The organism is Betaproteobacteria bacterium (assembly GCA_016709965.1).
Classification (GTDB): Bacteria; Pseudomonadota; Gammaproteobacteria; order Burkholderiales; family Rhodocyclaceae; genus Azonexus; species Azonexus amarohabitans.
In genome coordinates this window covers 688,140-703,947 of sequence record JADJLT010000001.1, presented here as the reverse complement: position 1 = coordinate 703,947, position 15,808 = coordinate 688,140, and the positions used below count along the sequence as shown (strand labels likewise).

Genomic DNA, 15,808 nt, shown 5'->3' with positions numbered 1-15,808 from the left:
TCAGGGTTCAGGGGTTTTTGCATTGCGAAACAACGATGTCGCCGGCCTTGCCGCAGGGCGTCAAGGCGCCGGGGGCCGGATGCGGCGTGCCGTCGCTGTCGATTTGCGCAGCAAGCGTATGCCATTCGAGGACGCCGGTCTTGTCCAGCTTGAGGCGGAGCAGCCAGCCGAGTTTGGCTTCAGGGAAGTCGAAGCCGTCGAAGACGAAATTGCCCAGGCTGTAGATGATGGGTTTGCCTCGATAGATGTCGGCGCCCTGGGTGACGTGAGGGTGGCTGCCGACGACCATGCTGGCACCTTCGTCGATCATGCGGCGGGCGAAGGTCTGCAGGCGCTGAGTGGGGGTGGGTTCGTTTTCCCAGCCCCAGTGCATGAAGGGGATGATGAGGTCGGCGCCGGCTGCTTTCGCAGCGCGGATGTCGGAAATGACGTGATCGTCCTCGCTCCAGGCTGTGCCGGGTGAATTCGGGCCGGCTTCGAAGGCGCGCGGGATGAATTCGTTGTAGCCGAGGACGGCGATTTTCAGGCCTTTGTGTTCTATCCACAACGGCTTGTGGGCTTCGGCGAGATTCTTGCCGGCACCGAAACGGGCGATGCCGGCTGCGTCGAGCCGACGCATGGTTTCGAGCAGGGCGTCGGTGCCGTAGTCGCCGGTGTGGTTGTTGGCCAGCGTGACCGCGTCGAAACGCCCTTGCAGGACGGGCAGCGTGCGCGGGTGGGCGCGGAAGGTGAAGAATTTGGGGGTGAGGCGCGTACCGCTTTCGGCGATCGGGCATTCGAGATTGGCGATGCGGTAGTCGGCTGCCTTGAGCACGGCGGCGAAGGGTGCCAGTGGGTCGCCGCCCTTGGCGATGAAGCGCCCCGGACCGTCGTCGAGCATGATGTCGCCGGCGAAAATCAGGGTCATCGGTTCAGCCTGGACGCTGGCCGACCAAAATAGCCCGGCTGCGGCAACCGTGGCTAAAAATGCGCTTCCTGCGGTCAACCGGAAATTTCGGCTCATTTTGAAATTTCCTGTTTCAGTTCGCACCAGTATTCGAGCTCAAGTCCGTAGCGCGGTTCATAGACTTGGTTCAGGCCGGTGAAGCCGTAGCTGCGATCATGAATCAGCGGCGGATAGTTGTAGGTCGCCTGCTGGATCAGTGAACGGCCGTCTTCATAATTGCCGTAGGCATAAAGCTTGATGCTGGCCAGATCGGCTGGCTCGGTACGAAAGACGATGCGGAACTGAAGGTAGGACCCCACGTCAACCGGGGCAACGGTGTAGGGCGAGGCGGTGGGCCGGGCTTCAACGATCCGGCTTTCGCCACCGTAGTTGAGATGGCAGGCGACGCGCTCATTCGGTTCGGCATGCGCTAACGCGCTTCCTGCTAGCAGGAAGCCGAGCAGCGCGTTAGTGAGCCTTGGCATGGCCGGCCGGCTTGAGGATGATGTCGACCGGTTGAGGCTGCTTGTTCTTCATGACCGGATAAACCTTGCCGCTGATAAAGCGCAGCTTGCCACCGGCGCTGATTCGAGCAGTGATGGTGAGTCGGGCTTTCTTGCCGATCAGGTCACGGTCAACGGTGGCGCTGAAGGGGATGGGCACCTGGGCACCGTTGAGCTCATAGCGCTGTTCGACCAAGGTGCGGCCGCTTGCCTGGATACGGACGGTGATGATTGCGTCGGATGGGAGCGCATTGCGCGTCAGGTATCTGATGTTGCCGGTGACTTCCATGAAACTGCTGGTAGCGGCGGGGGGCGGTGCTGGTCGGGATGCGGCCGGCGGCATATTGCCGCGCGTGCAGCGGCGCCTGTTGCTTTTGCCGTCTTCAAAAATGGCGTCGTCGCCCTTGGTGTGCAGGCGGATGTCGCCGTTGCGATAGAGGGCTTCGCCGGCGCCTGACGGGACCAGGGGCAGGGTAATGGTTTCGTCGGCGAAATGCAGGCTTGCCTGCGGTCGACCGGAATTATCGGCAAAAAACGAAATGTTGATGTGGCTGCCATTATCGCAGGTATAGGGGATGCGCTCTTCGTCGGCATTCGCACAGAGGGGAATGAGCAGCAGTGGCAGATAGTGGAGTTTCATGGTTTTTCCGGGATGGGCAGGGTGGTCCAGTGGCCGTCCTGCAGTCCTTCTAGGGGACGGAAGGTGGCTTTGTAGGCCATCTTCCGGCTACCGGCGATCCAGTAGCCAAGATAAAGGTAGGGTAATCCGATGGCCTTGCATTGCGCTACTTGCCACAGGATGTTGTAGGTCCCGAAGCTGGCATTCGGGATATCCGGGTCGTAGAAGGTGTAGACCGACGACAGGCCGTCGTCGAGGATGTCGATGAGGCTGACCATGCGCACAATGCCGTCTTCGGAAAATTCCACCAGTCGGGTGTCGACGCGGCTTTGCAGCAGGAACTGGGCGTATTGTTCGTGGCTGTCTTCGTCCATGCCGCCGCCTGGGTGGCGAGTTTGCTGATAGCGATTGTAGAGCGCGTAATGCTCGTCGATATATACCAGCGGCAATTCACGGGCGCGCAGGTTGGCGTGGTGCTTGGCGGCGCGGCGCTGGCTGCGGTTGGGTTGCAATTCGGCAACAGGCAGGCGTACCGGCACGCAGGCGTGGCAACAGTCGCAATGCGGACGGTAGGTGAAAATGCCGCTGCGCCGGAAGCCGTTGCGGACCAGCGCGCTGTAGATCTGGCTGTCGATCAGGTGGGCCGGGGTGGCGACCTGCGAGCGTGCCTCATGGTCCGGCAGGTAACTGCACGGATAAGGTGAAGTCGCATAGAACTGAAGCAGCGAGTACGGGAGCGCAGCGTCGTCGGGCAGAGACATGGGCTACCAGACCGGATCAGCAGGGTGAGTGGGCCAGATGCTGCGCGGAGTGCCCGCCACGGTCAACGTCGATAATCGCGCCAAAAAAGAATCCCGCGGGATTTCTCGGCCGCCGAGCGAGGCGAGATGCGTGGTGTGCATTTGACAGTCAATCATGCCGAATTCGTTGTCCAGAAGATACGCCACCAAGTGCGCGAAAGCGACCTTGGAAGCATCGGTCCGATGCGAGAACATCGATTCGCCGTAAAACATGCGCCCGATGGCCAGTCCGTACAAGCCGCCGACCAGCGTTTCGCCTTCGTAAGCTTCGACTGAATGGGCCCAGCCAAGTTCATGCAGGCGAACATAGGCTTCTTTCATCTCGGCAGTGATCCAGGTGCCGTCCTGGCCAGCGCGGGGTGTGGTCGCGCAGGCATCCATGATGCCTGCGAAGTTGCTGTCGAAGCGGACGTCGAATTTTCCGGCACGCACCGCTTTGCGCAGCGAACGGGTTAGCCGGAATTCTTCCGGAAACAGCACCATGCGTGGATCGGGCGAATACCACAGCGGCAAGCCATCAACGGTACCCCAGGGGAAAATGCCTTGTCGGTACGCCATCAGCAGGCGGTCTGGCAGCAAGCCGCCGCCCAAGGCCAGCAGGCCGCCCATTTCTTCCCGGGTCTGCTCGACCGGGGGGAAAGGATCGAGTGGTCCGAGACAAGGAATCATGCGTCGCCAACCTACGCTTTGTTGATGGCGGTGACGCGAGCTGACACGCCAGCCTGACGGCGGATGCAAGGAGCACCGTCGCCTTCGATGCTGGAAGAGAAGTGTTTGCTGGCTTGGGTCATTGCGCCAGCGGATAGCTGCCAATGCCGGTCATGCCTGCGAGCACTTTGAACACCTCGGCGAGATCATGGTAATGCTCACTAAAAGCATCGACGGGCCTGGCGCTCAGTGATTTTTCTTGGGTTGCGACGAGCCATGGTGTGCCTCGTTTTCGTCAAGAAAAAGCAGATCCATACTTAATAAGTTGGTTTCCGTACCAAACTGGCTCGGCGTATCCAAACCATCGCTGACCAGAAAGCTATCGTCATGGGTGAAGTCGATGATATTGCTGTCAGGGTTGCTCTCCGGGAGCGTTGGCGCTTCGAGCTCGTCCGGTATTGGCGCAGAAGAAGCCTGGACAGCGGCTGCAAGGCTGTCTGGCATATGGGCACCGTGTTGCATCAGCAGGGCAACCACTTCCTGATGCCCTTTTCTCAAAGCCAGGCGCAGCGGTGCCCCCGGTCCATCGCTGGCACTTGCATTCACATCGGCACCGCGATTCAACAGCTCGCGGATGATGGGTAGATTGCCTTCAAAGCAGGCTGTGCGCAAAGGGAGGCCAGTGCAACCGTGCATGTCAGGCGTCTCGATATCGGCACCTTCGTCCAGTGCGCTGATGACGGCGCTTAGCCGTCCGGCATGGATCGCTTCGATCAAATTGCTTGTGGTAATTCCCTTGGCGGTCATTTTTCAATATTCTCGACTATCGGGGAATTGTAGGCAATTACAGGCACTTTGGCGAGAACTGGCTGGCTTTGAGGCTTCGCTGATACGCCATTCTTTGGCGTAAAAAAAGCGGCATGGACGCCGCTTTTGATTAGTTGCCTTCGAGTATTCGTCGGGCGCCGTTGTAACGCGCCATCCAGTAACTGTTATCCATGTTTTCGACACGAACTTCAGCGCCGGTACGCGGGGCGTGCAAGAAATGGTTGTCGCCCAGATAAATACCTACGTGCGAAAAGGTGCGGCGCATGGTGTTGAAAAACACCAGATCACCCGGTTTGAGTTGGCTGGCGTCGACCTGCTCGCCGACTTCGCTCATTTCCCGAGCGGTGCGTGGCAGGCTCGCGCCGATGCTGTTCTTGAATACCAGACGCACGAAACCACTGCAGTCAAGGCCGTTAATCTCGTCATTGCCACCGAAACGATAGCGAACACCAACCAGCTTCAGCCCTTGCAGGATGACATCCTGCGCGGCGTTGGTGTAACGTTCAAAAAACGACTGTTGATCTTCTGACTTGCGGACTGGTTCTGCTGCGACGGACGCTGTGACTCCACCGACGAGCAGCGAAGTGGCAAGAAAAAGGGAGGCAAGTGTTTTTTGCATAGCTTTGCAATATATTTGAAAAGTGAGCAACTGTAAAGTCTGAGAAAAATCACCAAGCGTAACTATGTTCATCCTCCGTAATTATGAATACAATTTCCCTCCCGAGGAGTGAGGCAAACTATGGATTCTTTCAAGGTATTGCTCATTGAAGAATGCGATGGCAAGGTAAGCAGTGGTTTTGCCCAGCTGAATGAAAGTCAGCTGGATAGCGGCGATGTCACGATTCGGGTTGCATACTCAAGTATCAATTACAAGGATGCGCTGGCGGCGACAGGTGCGGGCAAGATCATTCGACGCTTTCCGTGCGTCGGTGGTATCGATCTTTCCGGTATGGTCATCGAGAGTAGCGATGCGCGCTTCAAGCCGGGTGATCCGGTCATTGCGACAAGTTTCGACATTGGCGTTGTGCATCATGGTGGCTACGCCGAAGTTGCCCGCGTGCCGGGAGATTGGGTGGTGCCGTTGCCCGACGGCTTGTCGCTTTACGATGCGATGGCCCTGGGAACAGCTGGGTTTACTGCTGCGCTGGGCATCGTGCGCATGGAAGAAAATGGACTCCGCTCAAAAAAGGGACCGGTGATCGTTACCGGCGCGACTGGCGGGGTTGGTAGCCTGGCTGTAGATATGCTGTCCAGCATCGGCTATCACGTGGTCGCGCTGACCGGAAAAGAGAGCGAGGCTGACTACCTGCGCCGCCTTGGGGCGGCAGAGGTGATGTTGCGGCAGAGTCTGGATTTGTCAAAAATCAGGCCGCTGGATCGGGCGCGCTGGGCCGGCGCGGTCGACAACTTGGGGGGCGATGTGCTGGCGTGGATCGCCAGCACCATGGAGCAGGGCGGTACGATCGCCAGTATCGGGCTGGCTGCAAGCATGTCGTTGAACACTACTGTGGCACCGTTTATCCTTCGTGGCGTTTCCTTGCTTGGGGTGGATTCTGGCTATATCCGGGAACCATACCGTAGTGGCGTCTGGCAGCGTTTGGCTAGCGACCTGCGGCCGCCGCATCTGGCTGAAATGTCCCGTCGTATTCCTTTTGATGACCTGCCGGCTACCTTTGGTGACTATATCGCCGGGCGCGCCAAGGGACGAGTGGTGGTGGAAATTGCCGGAGGCTGACGTGGCCGATTTGCCACGTATCCTGATCGTTGATGACTCCCGGGTTGTCCGGGTGTCGCTTATTCAGCATTTGAAGGGGTATTACGAAGTCCGCGAAGAATGTGATGGGGAGGCTGCGTGGCAGTCACTGGTGGTCGATCATTCGATCCGGGCAGTGATTTCCGATTTGCAGATGCCCAAGCTGAACGGCTTCGAGTTGCTTGAAAGAGTGCGTACGTCAAAGCTCCGGCGTTTGCAGCAGTTGCCGTTCATTCTGGTTTCCGGTGAAGAAAGCGAAGAGGAGCGAGCCAAGGCCAGGACGCTGGGGGTTTCCGATTTTGTGACGAAGGGTGCGGGAAGTACCGAGGTACTGACCCGTCTGAATAACTTGCTGGTCTTGAGCAGTGCCAAGGAGAACCTTGAGGCTGGTCGCGAGCAGATGGTTCAGGATCCGGTGAGCGGATTGTTTACAAGAAAATATCTGGAATTACAGGCAGCACAGGCGCTGTCGCATGCGGCCAGGCATGGCCTTGATGTCAGCGTGATGGTCCTTGGTTTTGACGGCTTTGACGGATTGCGCGAGCGTCTGGGGGCGAATGTGGCCGACGAAGTCAGCAATCGTTTCGCCAAGATGCTGGCGGGCAAGATGCGTCAGGAGGATAGCCTGGGCCATTTTAGTGCTGGACAGTTTTCGATCATTTCACCCGGAACGGCGCCGGCCTTTTGTGCCACCTTTGCCGAACGTGTGCGCGAAGCAGTCGAGGTGGCGCGGTTATCGGTTCAGGGAGAGACGGTTGCGCTGACGGTCAGCATTGGATTGGCCAGCGTGCCGACGGATCGCGTCAGTTCGGCCGGCGCTTTGCTCGATCTGGCAGGGGAACGGATGCGGGCAGCCATGCTTGCCGGGGGAAATCGAACAGAATCGGGCGGAATTTTGCCGGCTACACGGCCGATTTCAATCCATCATGCGCTGGAATTGTTGGAAGCCAATCGGCAGGCGCCGGTCATTCCACATCTGCCGTCGCTGGCCGAGCGCCTGTTGCCTTTGATGAGCTTGATGAATCAGGAATTGGGACTGAATTTGCCAGTGGCGGAGATTGAGTACCTTTTGTGCGAACGGAAATTAAATAATAACTAGTCCGTTCTTCGTTGTGAGTTGTGCAGGAAAACCTAGCTAGAGGGAATTTTATGGCGACATACAAAGAGTTTCATCAGTACTCGATCGAAAAACCGAATGAGTTCTGGACTGAGCAGGCCCAGCTTGTTGATTGGAATGAACCGTTTACCCAGGTTTGCGACTATTCCCGTCCCCCATTTGCCAAATGGTTCGTTGGCGGCAAGACCAATCTCTGCCACAACGCGGTTGACCGTCATGCCGCAAAGCGTCCAAACGACAATGCACTGATCTTCATTTCGACTGAAACGGATGAAGAGACGGTTTACAGCTTTGCCGAACTGCAGCGTGAAATTGAGCGCATGGCAGCGATTTACCAGAGCCTTGGTGTCAAAAAAGGCGATCGTGTCCTGATTTATATGCCGATGGTCGCCCAAGCATGTTTTGCCATTCTGGCAGCAACCCGTATTGGTGCTATCCACTCGGTGGTGTTCGGTGGTTTTGCATCCGGATCGCTGGCAACGCGTATCGACGATGCCAAACCCGTGCTGATCGTTTCCTCGGACGCCGGCATGCGCGGTGGCAAGGCTGTTCCTTACAAGCATCTGCTTGACGAGGCCATTGATCTGGCTGAACACAAGCCTGCCAAGGTGCTGATGATTGATCGTGGGCTGGATAAGGCTTACAACAAGGTTGCCGGTCGTGATGTCGACTACGCTACCGAACGCGCCAAATTCATGGATGCCAAGGTGCCGTGCGAATGGTTGGAGTCATCAGAACCTTCCTACATTCTTTACACCTCGGGGACGACCGGCAAGCCGAAGGGCGTGCAGCGCGACACCGGCGGTTATGCCGTGGCACTGGCTTCCTCGATGAAGCACATCTACTGCGGCGGCGAAGGTGAAACCTTCTTCTCGACCTCGGACATCGGCTGGGTGGTCGGTCACTCCTACATCATCTATGGTCCGCTGATTGCCGGTATGGCCACCGTGATGTACGAAGGCACGCCGCTGCGTCCGGATGCTGGCATCTGGTGGCAGATTGTCGAGAAATACAAGGTGACGGTCATGTTCTCGGCGCCGACGGCAGCACGGGTGCTGAAGAAGCAGGATCCGGCTTTCATGCACAAGTACGACCTGTCTTCTTTGAAGCACATCTTTATGGCCGGTGAGCCGCTGGATCAGCCGACCCACGAGTGGTTCATGACCGAGTTGCAGAAGCCGGTCATCGACAACTACTGGCAGACTGAAACCGGTTGGCCGATGCTGGCCGCGTTGCCGGGTGTCGAAAACACGCCGATAAAGTACGGTTCGCCGTCGTTCCCGGTTTACGGCTACAACCTTCAGATCTTCCGTGAAGACGGTTCGATCTGCGGTGCCAACGAAAAGGGTATTGCCGCTGTCATTCCGCCGCTGCCGCCAGGCTGCCTGTCTACCGTCTGGGGTCAGGACGATCGCTTCGTTTCAACCTATTTCACGCTGTTCAAGGACCCGCTGGTTTACTCGTCCTATGACTGGGCGATCAAGGATGACGACGGTTATTACACGATCCTCGGCCGTACTGACGACGTGATCAACGTTGCTGGTCACCGTCTGGGTACCCGTGAAATCGAAGAGGCCATCCAGAATCACCCGGCGATTGCCGAAGTGGCTGTGGTTGGTGTCGAGGACAAACTCAAGGGCCAGGTGCCAATGGCGTTTGCAGTTGTCAAGGACGCCTCCAAAATTGCTACGCCAGAGTTGGTAAAGGCGCTGGAGAAGGAAGTGTTTGGCACGGTCGACGGCATTCTCGGTGCCATTGGCCGTCCGGCTCGTGTGCACTTCGTGACCGGCCTGCCGAAAACCCGTTCAGGCAAGATGCTGCGCCGCTCACTGCAGGCATTGGCTGAAGGCCGTGATCCCGGCGATCTGACGACCATCGACGATCCTTCCACGCTGGAGCAGATCAAGAACGCGCTGGCAAGCTAAGCGAAATTCATGCTTGATCTAGCCCGCCGATGCGAGTCGGCGGGCTTTTTTTTGCGGCAGAAATTTCAATTTTTGCTTTTTTTTCCGGTCGACCGTGGGAATCGCTTTGCTTGTCGTGGCCGGGAAAGACTAAGTCATGAAAAGGCTTTTGATCTGGTGCACAGTCTGCCGAGAGGGCGGGTGGTAGAATGCCCGCCAGTTCTACCACTCTGTCGCATTGAGCAAATGATTTACGAAACCGTCGCTGCCGTTGATTTGGGCTCCAATAGCTTCCGTTTGCAGGTCGGACGGGTTGTGGATGATCAGATTTATACACTGGACTCAATGAAAGAGCCGGTTCGCCTGGCTTCAGGTCTGATGCCGGACAAGCGTCTGGATGCTGCCGCCCAGGCGCGCGCCCTGGATGCGCTACGCCGTTTTGGCGAACGTCTTGGCGGTTTGGACAAGGGCGCGGTGCGGGTTGTAGCGACCAATACCTTGCGTGTGGCAAAAAACTCGACTGAATTTCTCCCCTTGGCGGAAGAGGCGCTGGGCTTCCCCATCGAGATCATTGCCGGTCGTGAGGAGGCTCGCCTGATCTACATCGGCGCTTCCCATTCAATGCCACCGGCGGCGCACAAGCGTTTGGTCATTGACATTGGCGGTGGCTCCACGGAATTCATCATCGGCAAGCGTCACGAGCCACAATTGATGGAGTCCTTGTACATGGGCTGCGTCAGTTACACGCTGCGTTTTTTTCCTGATCGCCGGATCGATCGCAAGCGTTTGCGCGAAGCGCAAGTGGCGGCAGCCAAGGAAATTGAGTTGATTGCCCATGATTACCAGCGCCTTGGCTGGAAGGAGGCGGTGGGCTCCTCCGGGTCGGCTAGAGCGATTGCCGATGTGCTGGAACTGAATGCCATGAATCCGAATGGCGAAAGCGGCATTACGCGAGTCGGGTTGGAAAAATTGTGTGCGCTGCTCATCAAGGCCGGCTCAGCTGAAGCGCTGGATCTACCCGGTGTCAAGGGGGATCGCCTGCCGGTATTTCCCGGCGGTGTGGCCATCATGTCGGCGATCTTCGAAGAGCTCAATATCGAACGAATGTCCTACGCTGATGGTGCGTTGCGCCTGGGCGTTCTGTATGATTTGCTCGGCCGCTTTCATCAACATGATATGCGGGATTCGACGGTTGCTCAATTCCGGCGCCGCTATCAGGTGGAGGGGGACCAGGTCGAGCGTGTCGAGGCGACTGCAATTTCGGCGCTGACGCAGTTGGCCGATGGTGCGCCGACCGAAGCCGACTTGCAGTTCATGTCCTGGGCCTGCCGTTTGCACGAAATCGGCATTTCCGTGGCCCACAACGCTTATCACAAGCACGGCGCCTATATTCTGGCGCACGCAGACATGCCGGGCTTCTCGAGGAAAGATCAGGGGCGCCTGGCCATGCTGGTCCTCGGCCATCGGGGCAAGCTCGAGAAACTGGGGGCGCTACCGGCAACTGATAGCGCGTGGGATCTGATTTTCTGTTTGCGATTGGCCGTGTTATTGCATCGCACGCGTGATGATCGGGCCATTCCGGACTGGCGGGCAAGCCGGAGCGGCAATGGCTATCTGATTGAATTACCCGCTGCCTGGCTGGCTGCTAATCCATGGACGGCTGCTGCCTTTGGCGAAGAGGCAGTGGTTTGGAAACAACTGGGTCGGGAGTACATCGTCCACTCCAAGCCGGCCAGGAAAATCGCGTGAGCGAGCTCCCCTGCTTGCGTGTCGAGCCGGGGAGGGTAGTACTGTCCGGCAGCTGGACGCTGGCTGAAATGCTGCCGCAGATGCCGGCCTTGCAGCTTGAGTTGGCTGCGCATTCGGAAACTTCCAGCCATTGGGATTTATCGGCGGTCACCCGGCTGGATAGCGCCGCTGCAGTACTATTGTGGCGTACTTGGGGATTGGCTTGGCCGGCGAGCTTGGCGGTCAGCGACTTGCACCGGCAATCACTTTCGAGAGTTGCGGAATTGCCTCGGGAATTACCTGAGCACGTAAGGCCAAGGGTAGTCTTTCCGGAGATGGTCGGGGCTTTGTTGCTGAAGGCAATGACCAATCTGAAAGGAATGGTTGTGTTGTTTGGGCAACTGCTCCTCGATACGGCTTATCTTTGTCGCCATCCGATGGACATTCCGTGGAAAGAGTTCACGGCTAACGTCTACAAGGCGGGGGCGCAGGCCTTGGCCGTCACAGCGCTGGTTGGCTTTCTGATCGGTGTGACCATCAGTTATCTTTCAGCGCTGCAACTGAAAAGTTTTGGCGCAGATTTGTTTATCGTCAATATTCTCGGCATCTCGATCGTTCGAGAATTGGGGCCGGTCCTAGTGGCTGTGCTGGTGGCCGGGCGTTCAGGTTCGGCGATGACGGCTCAGATTGGCGTGATGCGGGTGACCGAAGAAATCGACGCATTATCGACGATGGGAGTCTCGCGGAGCATTCGTGTCGTTTTACCCAAGATTTTCGGGTTGACCGTAGCAATGCCCTTGCTGGTGTTGTGGACGTCGGCGGTGGCCTTGCTGGGCGGCATGCTAGCTGCCTTGCTTCAACTTGATTTGTCGCTGGTTTATTTTCTCGAAAATTTGCCGCGAGCACTGCCGGTGGCGAATCTGCTCATTGGCTTGAGCAAGGGCGTGATGTTTGGCTTTGTCATCGCCATCGTCGCCTGTCATTTCGGATTACAGGTCAAGCCGAATACGGACAGCCTGTCGGCAAATACAACCAGCGCGGTAGTAACGGCAATTACCACGGTCATTCTGGTCGATGCGATATTTGCAATATTCACCCGCCAGATCGGCGTGCCGCAATTATGAAGCAGGCACCTGTCATTGAACTGAGCGACATCTGTACTACTTTTCGCGGGCAGGTAGTTCATCGCGACCTCTCGTTACGGGTAGAAGAAGGTCAGATCGTTGGCTTGCTCGGCGGGTCGGGCAGCGGCAAGACCACGCTGCTGCGGGAAATACTGGGTCTCCTGACACCTGATTCAGGTATCGTGCGGCTCTTTGGTGTCGATCTCAACGATCCGGATGTCGAGGTGCAGCGTGACCTGCGCCGGCGTCTTGGCATGTTGTTTCAACAGGGAGCGCTGTTTTCCGCATTATCCGTTTTCGACAACATTGCTTTCCCCTTGCGCGAACTGCATTGCCTCGATACGGACTGGATTCGCCGCCTGGTGCACCTCAAGCTGGCGATGGTCGGGCTGGAACCAGTGCATGGAAAACTGATGCCGGCTGAACTGTCGGGGGGAATGGTCAAACGTGTTGCTTTGGCGCGTGCGCTGGCGTTGGAGCCGGAGCTCTTGTTGCTCGATGAGCCGACTGCAGGCCTTGATCCTGATCGGAGCCAGAATTTTGTCGAGCTTGTCGGTGACCTGCAACGCGAGCTTGGATTGACGGTAATCATGGTGACCCACGACCTTAATACGCTTGCAGGTCTGGCTAGCCACGTGGCGGTGCTGGCGGATCAGCACATCATCGCCTTTGGCCCGAAGGCCGAGGTCATGACTGTCGATCACCCTTTTGTAACCGGCTTTTTTGGCGCAGATCGCCGGAAACTGCTTTAATGGGTAGTCATGGAAAACAAGTCATATGCCTTCGCTGCTGGTCTGTTCGCGCTTCTGCTTGGCGTTGCTGCGCTTTTGGCCCTGTACTGGCTGAGCGGCGGCAAGGACGAGTCACATGAATATATTGTCGTAACCAAACAGAACATAGGTGGACTTAATCCGCAGGCGCAAGTTCGTTACCGGGGAATACGAGTTGGCAAGGTCAGCGATATCCGTCTTGATCCTGAGGATTACAGCAATATTCTGGTGACTATTTCGGTCAATGGCGATGTGCCGCTGACCAAGGGGACTGTCGCCAAACTGAACTATCAGGGGGTCACGGGGCTGGCGCATATCCTCTTGCTGGAAACCGGCAAGGATATGGAGCCTTTGAAACCGAATGATGATCAGCCGCCGCGTATCACGATGATCCCTTCGTTGCTCGAGGAACTCGGTGAGACCGGAATGGCAACGCTGAAGCAGGCGCGCCAGATGATGGTGAGCGCCAATGCCATGCTCAATGACGAGAATCGTGCTCACCTCGCGGCGACGCTGGTAAATCTGGAAGCTGCGTCGGTCAGCATGAAGCCAGCGCTTGAGAATCTGAATGTGACCTTGGGTCAAGTCAAAAAGCTCCTTGACGATCGCAATATCAAGCAGTTGTCGAAAGCTGCAGGTGAAGTCGGGCCATTGCTATCCGATACGCGTATCCTGATCGGCAAAATGCAGGTGGCGACAGACAAGCTGGATGTGGCCATTGGTGATGCTTCGGCCGGCGGAACGTCAGCGCTGATGCCGCGTCTGAACGAGCTGGCGACAGATTTTTCTATGACTTCTCGTCAGTTGAGCCGCGTACTTCGCATTTTGGAAGAGTCGCCACAAGGCCTTGTTTTTGGCGCCCCAGCTCAATCGCCGGGGCCTGGTGAAACCGGGTTCAATCCCGCCAAGGAGAAATGAGATGCGTTGGTTCATCACGCTTCTGCTTTGCCTCCTTGTTTCTGCTTGTTTTACTTCCGGCAAACGTGGCGGTGACGTTGCCATGGCTACTTATGATTTTGGGCCGGCAGTGCCACGCCTTCTCGCTGAGCCACGCAAGCAAGCCTTGGCGGTCGAGGTTCGGGCACCACTATGGTTCGATTCACTGGGCATTGATTATCGGCTGCTGTATGTTGATGCAGCCCGTTTGCGTGAATATGCAAGAGCGCGCTGGGCTGGGCCTCCCGCCCAATTGATCCAGCAGCGCTTGATGCAGCAACTTGATCTTGTCAGGGCTGGGCAGGGACAAGCCCGTTGTCTCTTGCGTGTGGAGATCACGGAATTCAGTCAGGTTTTTTCCTCCCCGGAAAGCAGCAAGGGAATTTTGCAAGGGCGGGCAGTGCTGCTTGATCGCTCGCGTCGCCAGCTGGCCGAACTTGATCTGAACCTGGAGCAATCCGCTTCCAGTCAGGATGCGTCAGGGGGCGTCAAGGCGATGACTACCAACGTGACTCGACTGGCGATCGATCTTCAGACTTGGGAGCAAGGTTTGATCGAGAGCGGAAAAGCCGCTGGCTGTTCAGGCTAGTTTGAAATAATTCGTTCAGCGATGCGTTGTTTCAAGCCTGCAAGATCTTGGTCGAATTGCGCGTAATGCATCAATGACAATCCAAAAACGCAGGCATAAAGCAGCAGGCTGCGGCTTTTTGCTTCGGCGTCTGACATGCCGGTGGCAACGAATAATTTGCGCGTACATTCCAGTCGATAAAGATCAACGGTTTCAACGACTTTAGCCGCAAGTGGGTCATGTCGTGCCCAGTCGCGTATCGCCAATTCAATAGCCATGCCCTTGCGATTTTTGCTTGCGCCATATAATTCGATAGCGTACTGCAATTGATCTCGTTCATTGCCGGTGGTGACCGAGGTTGTCTTTTCTATGTCGAGGATGCGTCCATTTTTCCATTGATCCAGAACGGCATCCAGAAGGGCTTGGCGATCCTTGAAGTGCCAATAGAAACTTCCCTTTGTTACACCACATTTCTTGGCCAGTACCTCGACGCGCAGCCCACTGATGCCGTCCCGTGCCAAGACGTCAGTGGCCTCATTGACCCAACGCTCCGGGTCAAGTTGAGTGCGTGCTGCTGCAACTCGGCTACGCAGCTTGAGTGATGGGGTTATGATTGCAGACTTGACAGGTTTATTTTCCATACGCTACCGTATGCTTTTCCATACGACACAGTATGTTCATTGTGCTGGCTGGGTGATCGCCTGTCAAACCGGCGAGGCTATTTGAAGAAATTCAACCGAGAAAAAGGAGATGCTTGTGAAGATTCTTGTCCCAGTAAAACGGGTAGTAGATTACAACGTCAAGGTACGCGTGAAGGCAGACGGCACGGGCGTTGACCTGGCCAACGTCAAGATGAGCATGAACCCCTTTGACGAAATTGCCATTGAAGAAGCCGTTCGGCTCAAAGAAGCCGGCATCGCCACCGAAGTCATTGCCGTCAGCTGCGGCGTTGCCGCCTGTCAGGAAACCCTGCGCACCGCCATGGCCATTGGCGCCGACCGCGGCATTCTCGTCGACTGCGGCGATATCGACCTCCAGCCGCTGGCCGTCGCCAAGCTCCTCAAAGCCCTTTGCGACAAAGAACAACCCCAAATCGTCATCTGCGGCAAACAAGCCATTGACGACGACGCCAACCAGACCGGGCAAATGCTCGCCGCCCTGCAAAACTGGCCGCAAGCCACCTTCGCCTCCAAAGTCGTCATCGCCGGTGGCAAAGCCACCGTCACCCGCGAAATCGACGGCGGCCTCGAAACCCTCGAAATCAATCTCCCGGCCGTCATCAGTACCGACCTGCGCCTCAACGAACCGCGCTACGCCACGCTCCCCAACATCATGAAAGCCAAGAAAAAGCAGCTCGACACCGTCAAGCCCGCCGACCTTGGTGTAGATGTCGCCCCGCGCCTGACCACCCTCAAAGTTGCCGAACCCGCCAAACGCTCCGCCGGCATCAAGGTCACCGACGTCGCCGAACTCGTCAACAAGCTTCGCAATGAGGCGAAAGTAATCGCGTGAGCTACCGAGCAGGGGCCCCGCTAGCGGGGATGCGAGTAAAGCGAATCATGATTCGCCGCCGAAACCCCAGTCT

At 57.1% G+C, this 15,808-nt stretch carries 18 protein-coding genes; 9 read left to right on the top strand and 9 right to left on the bottom strand.

Annotated elements, in window-relative coordinates:
- Positions 1–7 precede the first annotated feature (7 nt).
- The 7 genes from IPJ12_03565 to IPJ12_03535 all read right to left on the bottom strand — a co-directional run bounded on the left by IPJ12_03565 (position 8) and on the right by IPJ12_03535 (position 4,942).
- Positions 8–1,003, bottom strand: a complete 996-nt coding sequence (locus IPJ12_03565) for a CapA family protein (GenBank protein ID MBK7646250.1) — start codon at positions 1,001–1,003, stop codon at positions 8–10.
- Entirely contained in the window at positions 1,000–1,410 is a 411-nt protein-coding gene (locus IPJ12_03560) for a hypothetical protein (protein ID MBK7646249.1), read from the bottom strand. The genes IPJ12_03565 and IPJ12_03560 overlap by 4 nt, the downstream gene beginning before the upstream one ends.
- On the bottom strand, positions 1,394–2,068 hold the full coding sequence (locus IPJ12_03555) for a YbaY family lipoprotein (GenBank protein ID MBK7646248.1): 675 nt from the start codon (positions 2,066–2,068) through the stop codon (positions 1,394–1,396). Before IPJ12_03555 ends, IPJ12_03560 begins: the two co-directional genes overlap by 17 nt.
- Positions 2,065–2,808, bottom strand: coding sequence for an arginyltransferase (locus IPJ12_03550; GenBank protein MBK7646247.1), 744 nt, complete (start codon positions 2,806–2,808; stop codon positions 2,065–2,067). The genes IPJ12_03555 and IPJ12_03550 overlap by 4 nt, the downstream gene beginning before the upstream one ends.
- 3 nt (positions 2,809–2,811) lie before the next feature.
- Entirely contained in the window at positions 2,812–3,516 is a 705-nt protein-coding gene (locus IPJ12_03545; GenBank protein ID MBK7646246.1) for a leucyl/phenylalanyl-tRNA--protein transferase, read from the bottom strand.
- Positions 3,517–3,741: 225 nt separating this feature from the next.
- On the bottom strand, positions 3,742–4,302 hold the full coding sequence (locus tag IPJ12_03540) for an ankyrin repeat domain-containing protein (protein MBK7646245.1): 561 nt from the start codon (positions 4,300–4,302) through the stop codon (positions 3,742–3,744).
- Between the two features lie 130 nt (positions 4,303–4,432).
- Positions 4,433–4,942, bottom strand: coding sequence for a C40 family peptidase (locus tag IPJ12_03535; protein ID MBK7646244.1), 510 nt, complete (start codon positions 4,940–4,942; stop codon positions 4,433–4,435).
- 120 nt (positions 4,943–5,062) lie between these two features.
- Between IPJ12_03535 and IPJ12_03530 the strand changes: the two genes are divergently transcribed.
- Genes IPJ12_03530 through IPJ12_03520 form a run of 3 tightly spaced genes read left to right on the top strand, consistent with a single transcriptional unit; the run spans position 5,063 to position 9,118 of the window.
- Positions 5,063–6,058: an oxidoreductase gene (locus IPJ12_03530; protein MBK7646243.1), complete on the top strand. Its 996-nt coding sequence runs from the start codon at positions 5,063–5,065 to the stop codon at positions 6,056–6,058.
- Positions 6,000–7,175: a diguanylate cyclase gene (locus IPJ12_03525; protein ID MBK7646242.1), complete on the top strand. Its 1,176-nt coding sequence runs from the start codon at positions 6,000–6,002 to the stop codon at positions 7,173–7,175. The genes IPJ12_03530 and IPJ12_03525 overlap by 59 nt, the downstream gene beginning before the upstream one ends.
- Positions 7,176–7,225: 50 nt before the next feature.
- The gene (locus IPJ12_03520; GenBank protein MBK7646241.1) at positions 7,226–9,118 is read left to right on the top strand and encodes a propionate--CoA ligase; all 1,893 of its coding nucleotides are present in this window, start codon (positions 7,226–7,228) and stop codon (positions 9,116–9,118) included.
- A 7-nt stretch (positions 9,119–9,125) separates the two neighbouring features.
- Here the strand turns inward: IPJ12_03520 and IPJ12_03515 are convergent, their stop codons facing one another.
- On the bottom strand, positions 9,126–9,326 hold the full coding sequence (locus IPJ12_03515; protein ID MBK7646240.1) for a hypothetical protein: 201 nt from the start codon (positions 9,324–9,326) through the stop codon (positions 9,126–9,128).
- A gap of 17 nt (positions 9,327–9,343) precedes the next feature.
- Between IPJ12_03515 and ppx the strand changes: the two genes are divergently transcribed.
- The 5 genes from ppx to IPJ12_03490 all read left to right on the top strand — a co-directional run bounded on the left by ppx (position 9,344) and on the right by IPJ12_03490 (position 14,244).
- Positions 9,344–10,846: an exopolyphosphatase gene (ppx, locus tag IPJ12_03510; GenBank protein MBK7646239.1), complete on the top strand. Its 1,503-nt coding sequence runs from the start codon at positions 9,344–9,346 to the stop codon at positions 10,844–10,846.
- 68 nt (positions 10,847–10,914) lie between these two features.
- The gene (locus IPJ12_03505) at positions 10,915–11,949 is read left to right on the top strand and encodes an ABC transporter permease (protein ID MBK7646238.1); all 1,035 of its coding nucleotides are present in this window, start codon (positions 10,915–10,917) and stop codon (positions 11,947–11,949) included.
- Positions 11,946–12,701 carry an ATP-binding cassette domain-containing protein gene (locus IPJ12_03500; GenBank protein MBK7646237.1) on the top strand — a complete coding sequence of 252 codons (756 nt, stop codon included), beginning with the start codon at positions 11,946–11,948 and terminating at the stop codon, positions 12,699–12,701. Before IPJ12_03505 ends, IPJ12_03500 begins: the two co-directional genes overlap by 4 nt.
- A 9-nt stretch (positions 12,702–12,710) precedes the next feature.
- Positions 12,711–13,637, top strand: coding sequence for an MCE family protein (locus IPJ12_03495; GenBank protein MBK7646236.1), 927 nt, complete (start codon positions 12,711–12,713; stop codon positions 13,635–13,637).
- A 1-nt stretch (position 13,638) separates the two neighbouring features.
- On the top strand, positions 13,639–14,244 hold the full coding sequence (locus IPJ12_03490; protein ID MBK7646235.1) for a membrane integrity-associated transporter subunit PqiC: 606 nt from the start codon (positions 13,639–13,641) through the stop codon (positions 14,242–14,244).
- Here IPJ12_03490 and IPJ12_03485 read toward each other — a convergent pair.
- Positions 14,241–14,864 (bottom strand): TetR/AcrR family transcriptional regulator, encoded by a 624-nt coding sequence (locus IPJ12_03485; GenBank protein MBK7646234.1) that lies wholly within the window; start codon positions 14,862–14,864, stop codon positions 14,241–14,243. The genes IPJ12_03490 and IPJ12_03485 overlap by 4 nt on opposite strands.
- A 115-nt stretch (positions 14,865–14,979) precedes the next feature.
- Here IPJ12_03485 and IPJ12_03480 point away from each other — a divergent pair, with 115 nt between their 5' ends.
- The gene (locus IPJ12_03480) at positions 14,980–15,735 is read left to right on the top strand and encodes an electron transfer flavoprotein subunit beta/FixA family protein (protein MBK7646233.1); all 756 of its coding nucleotides are present in this window, start codon (positions 14,980–14,982) and stop codon (positions 15,733–15,735) included.
- Positions 15,736–15,808 lie beyond the last annotated feature (73 nt).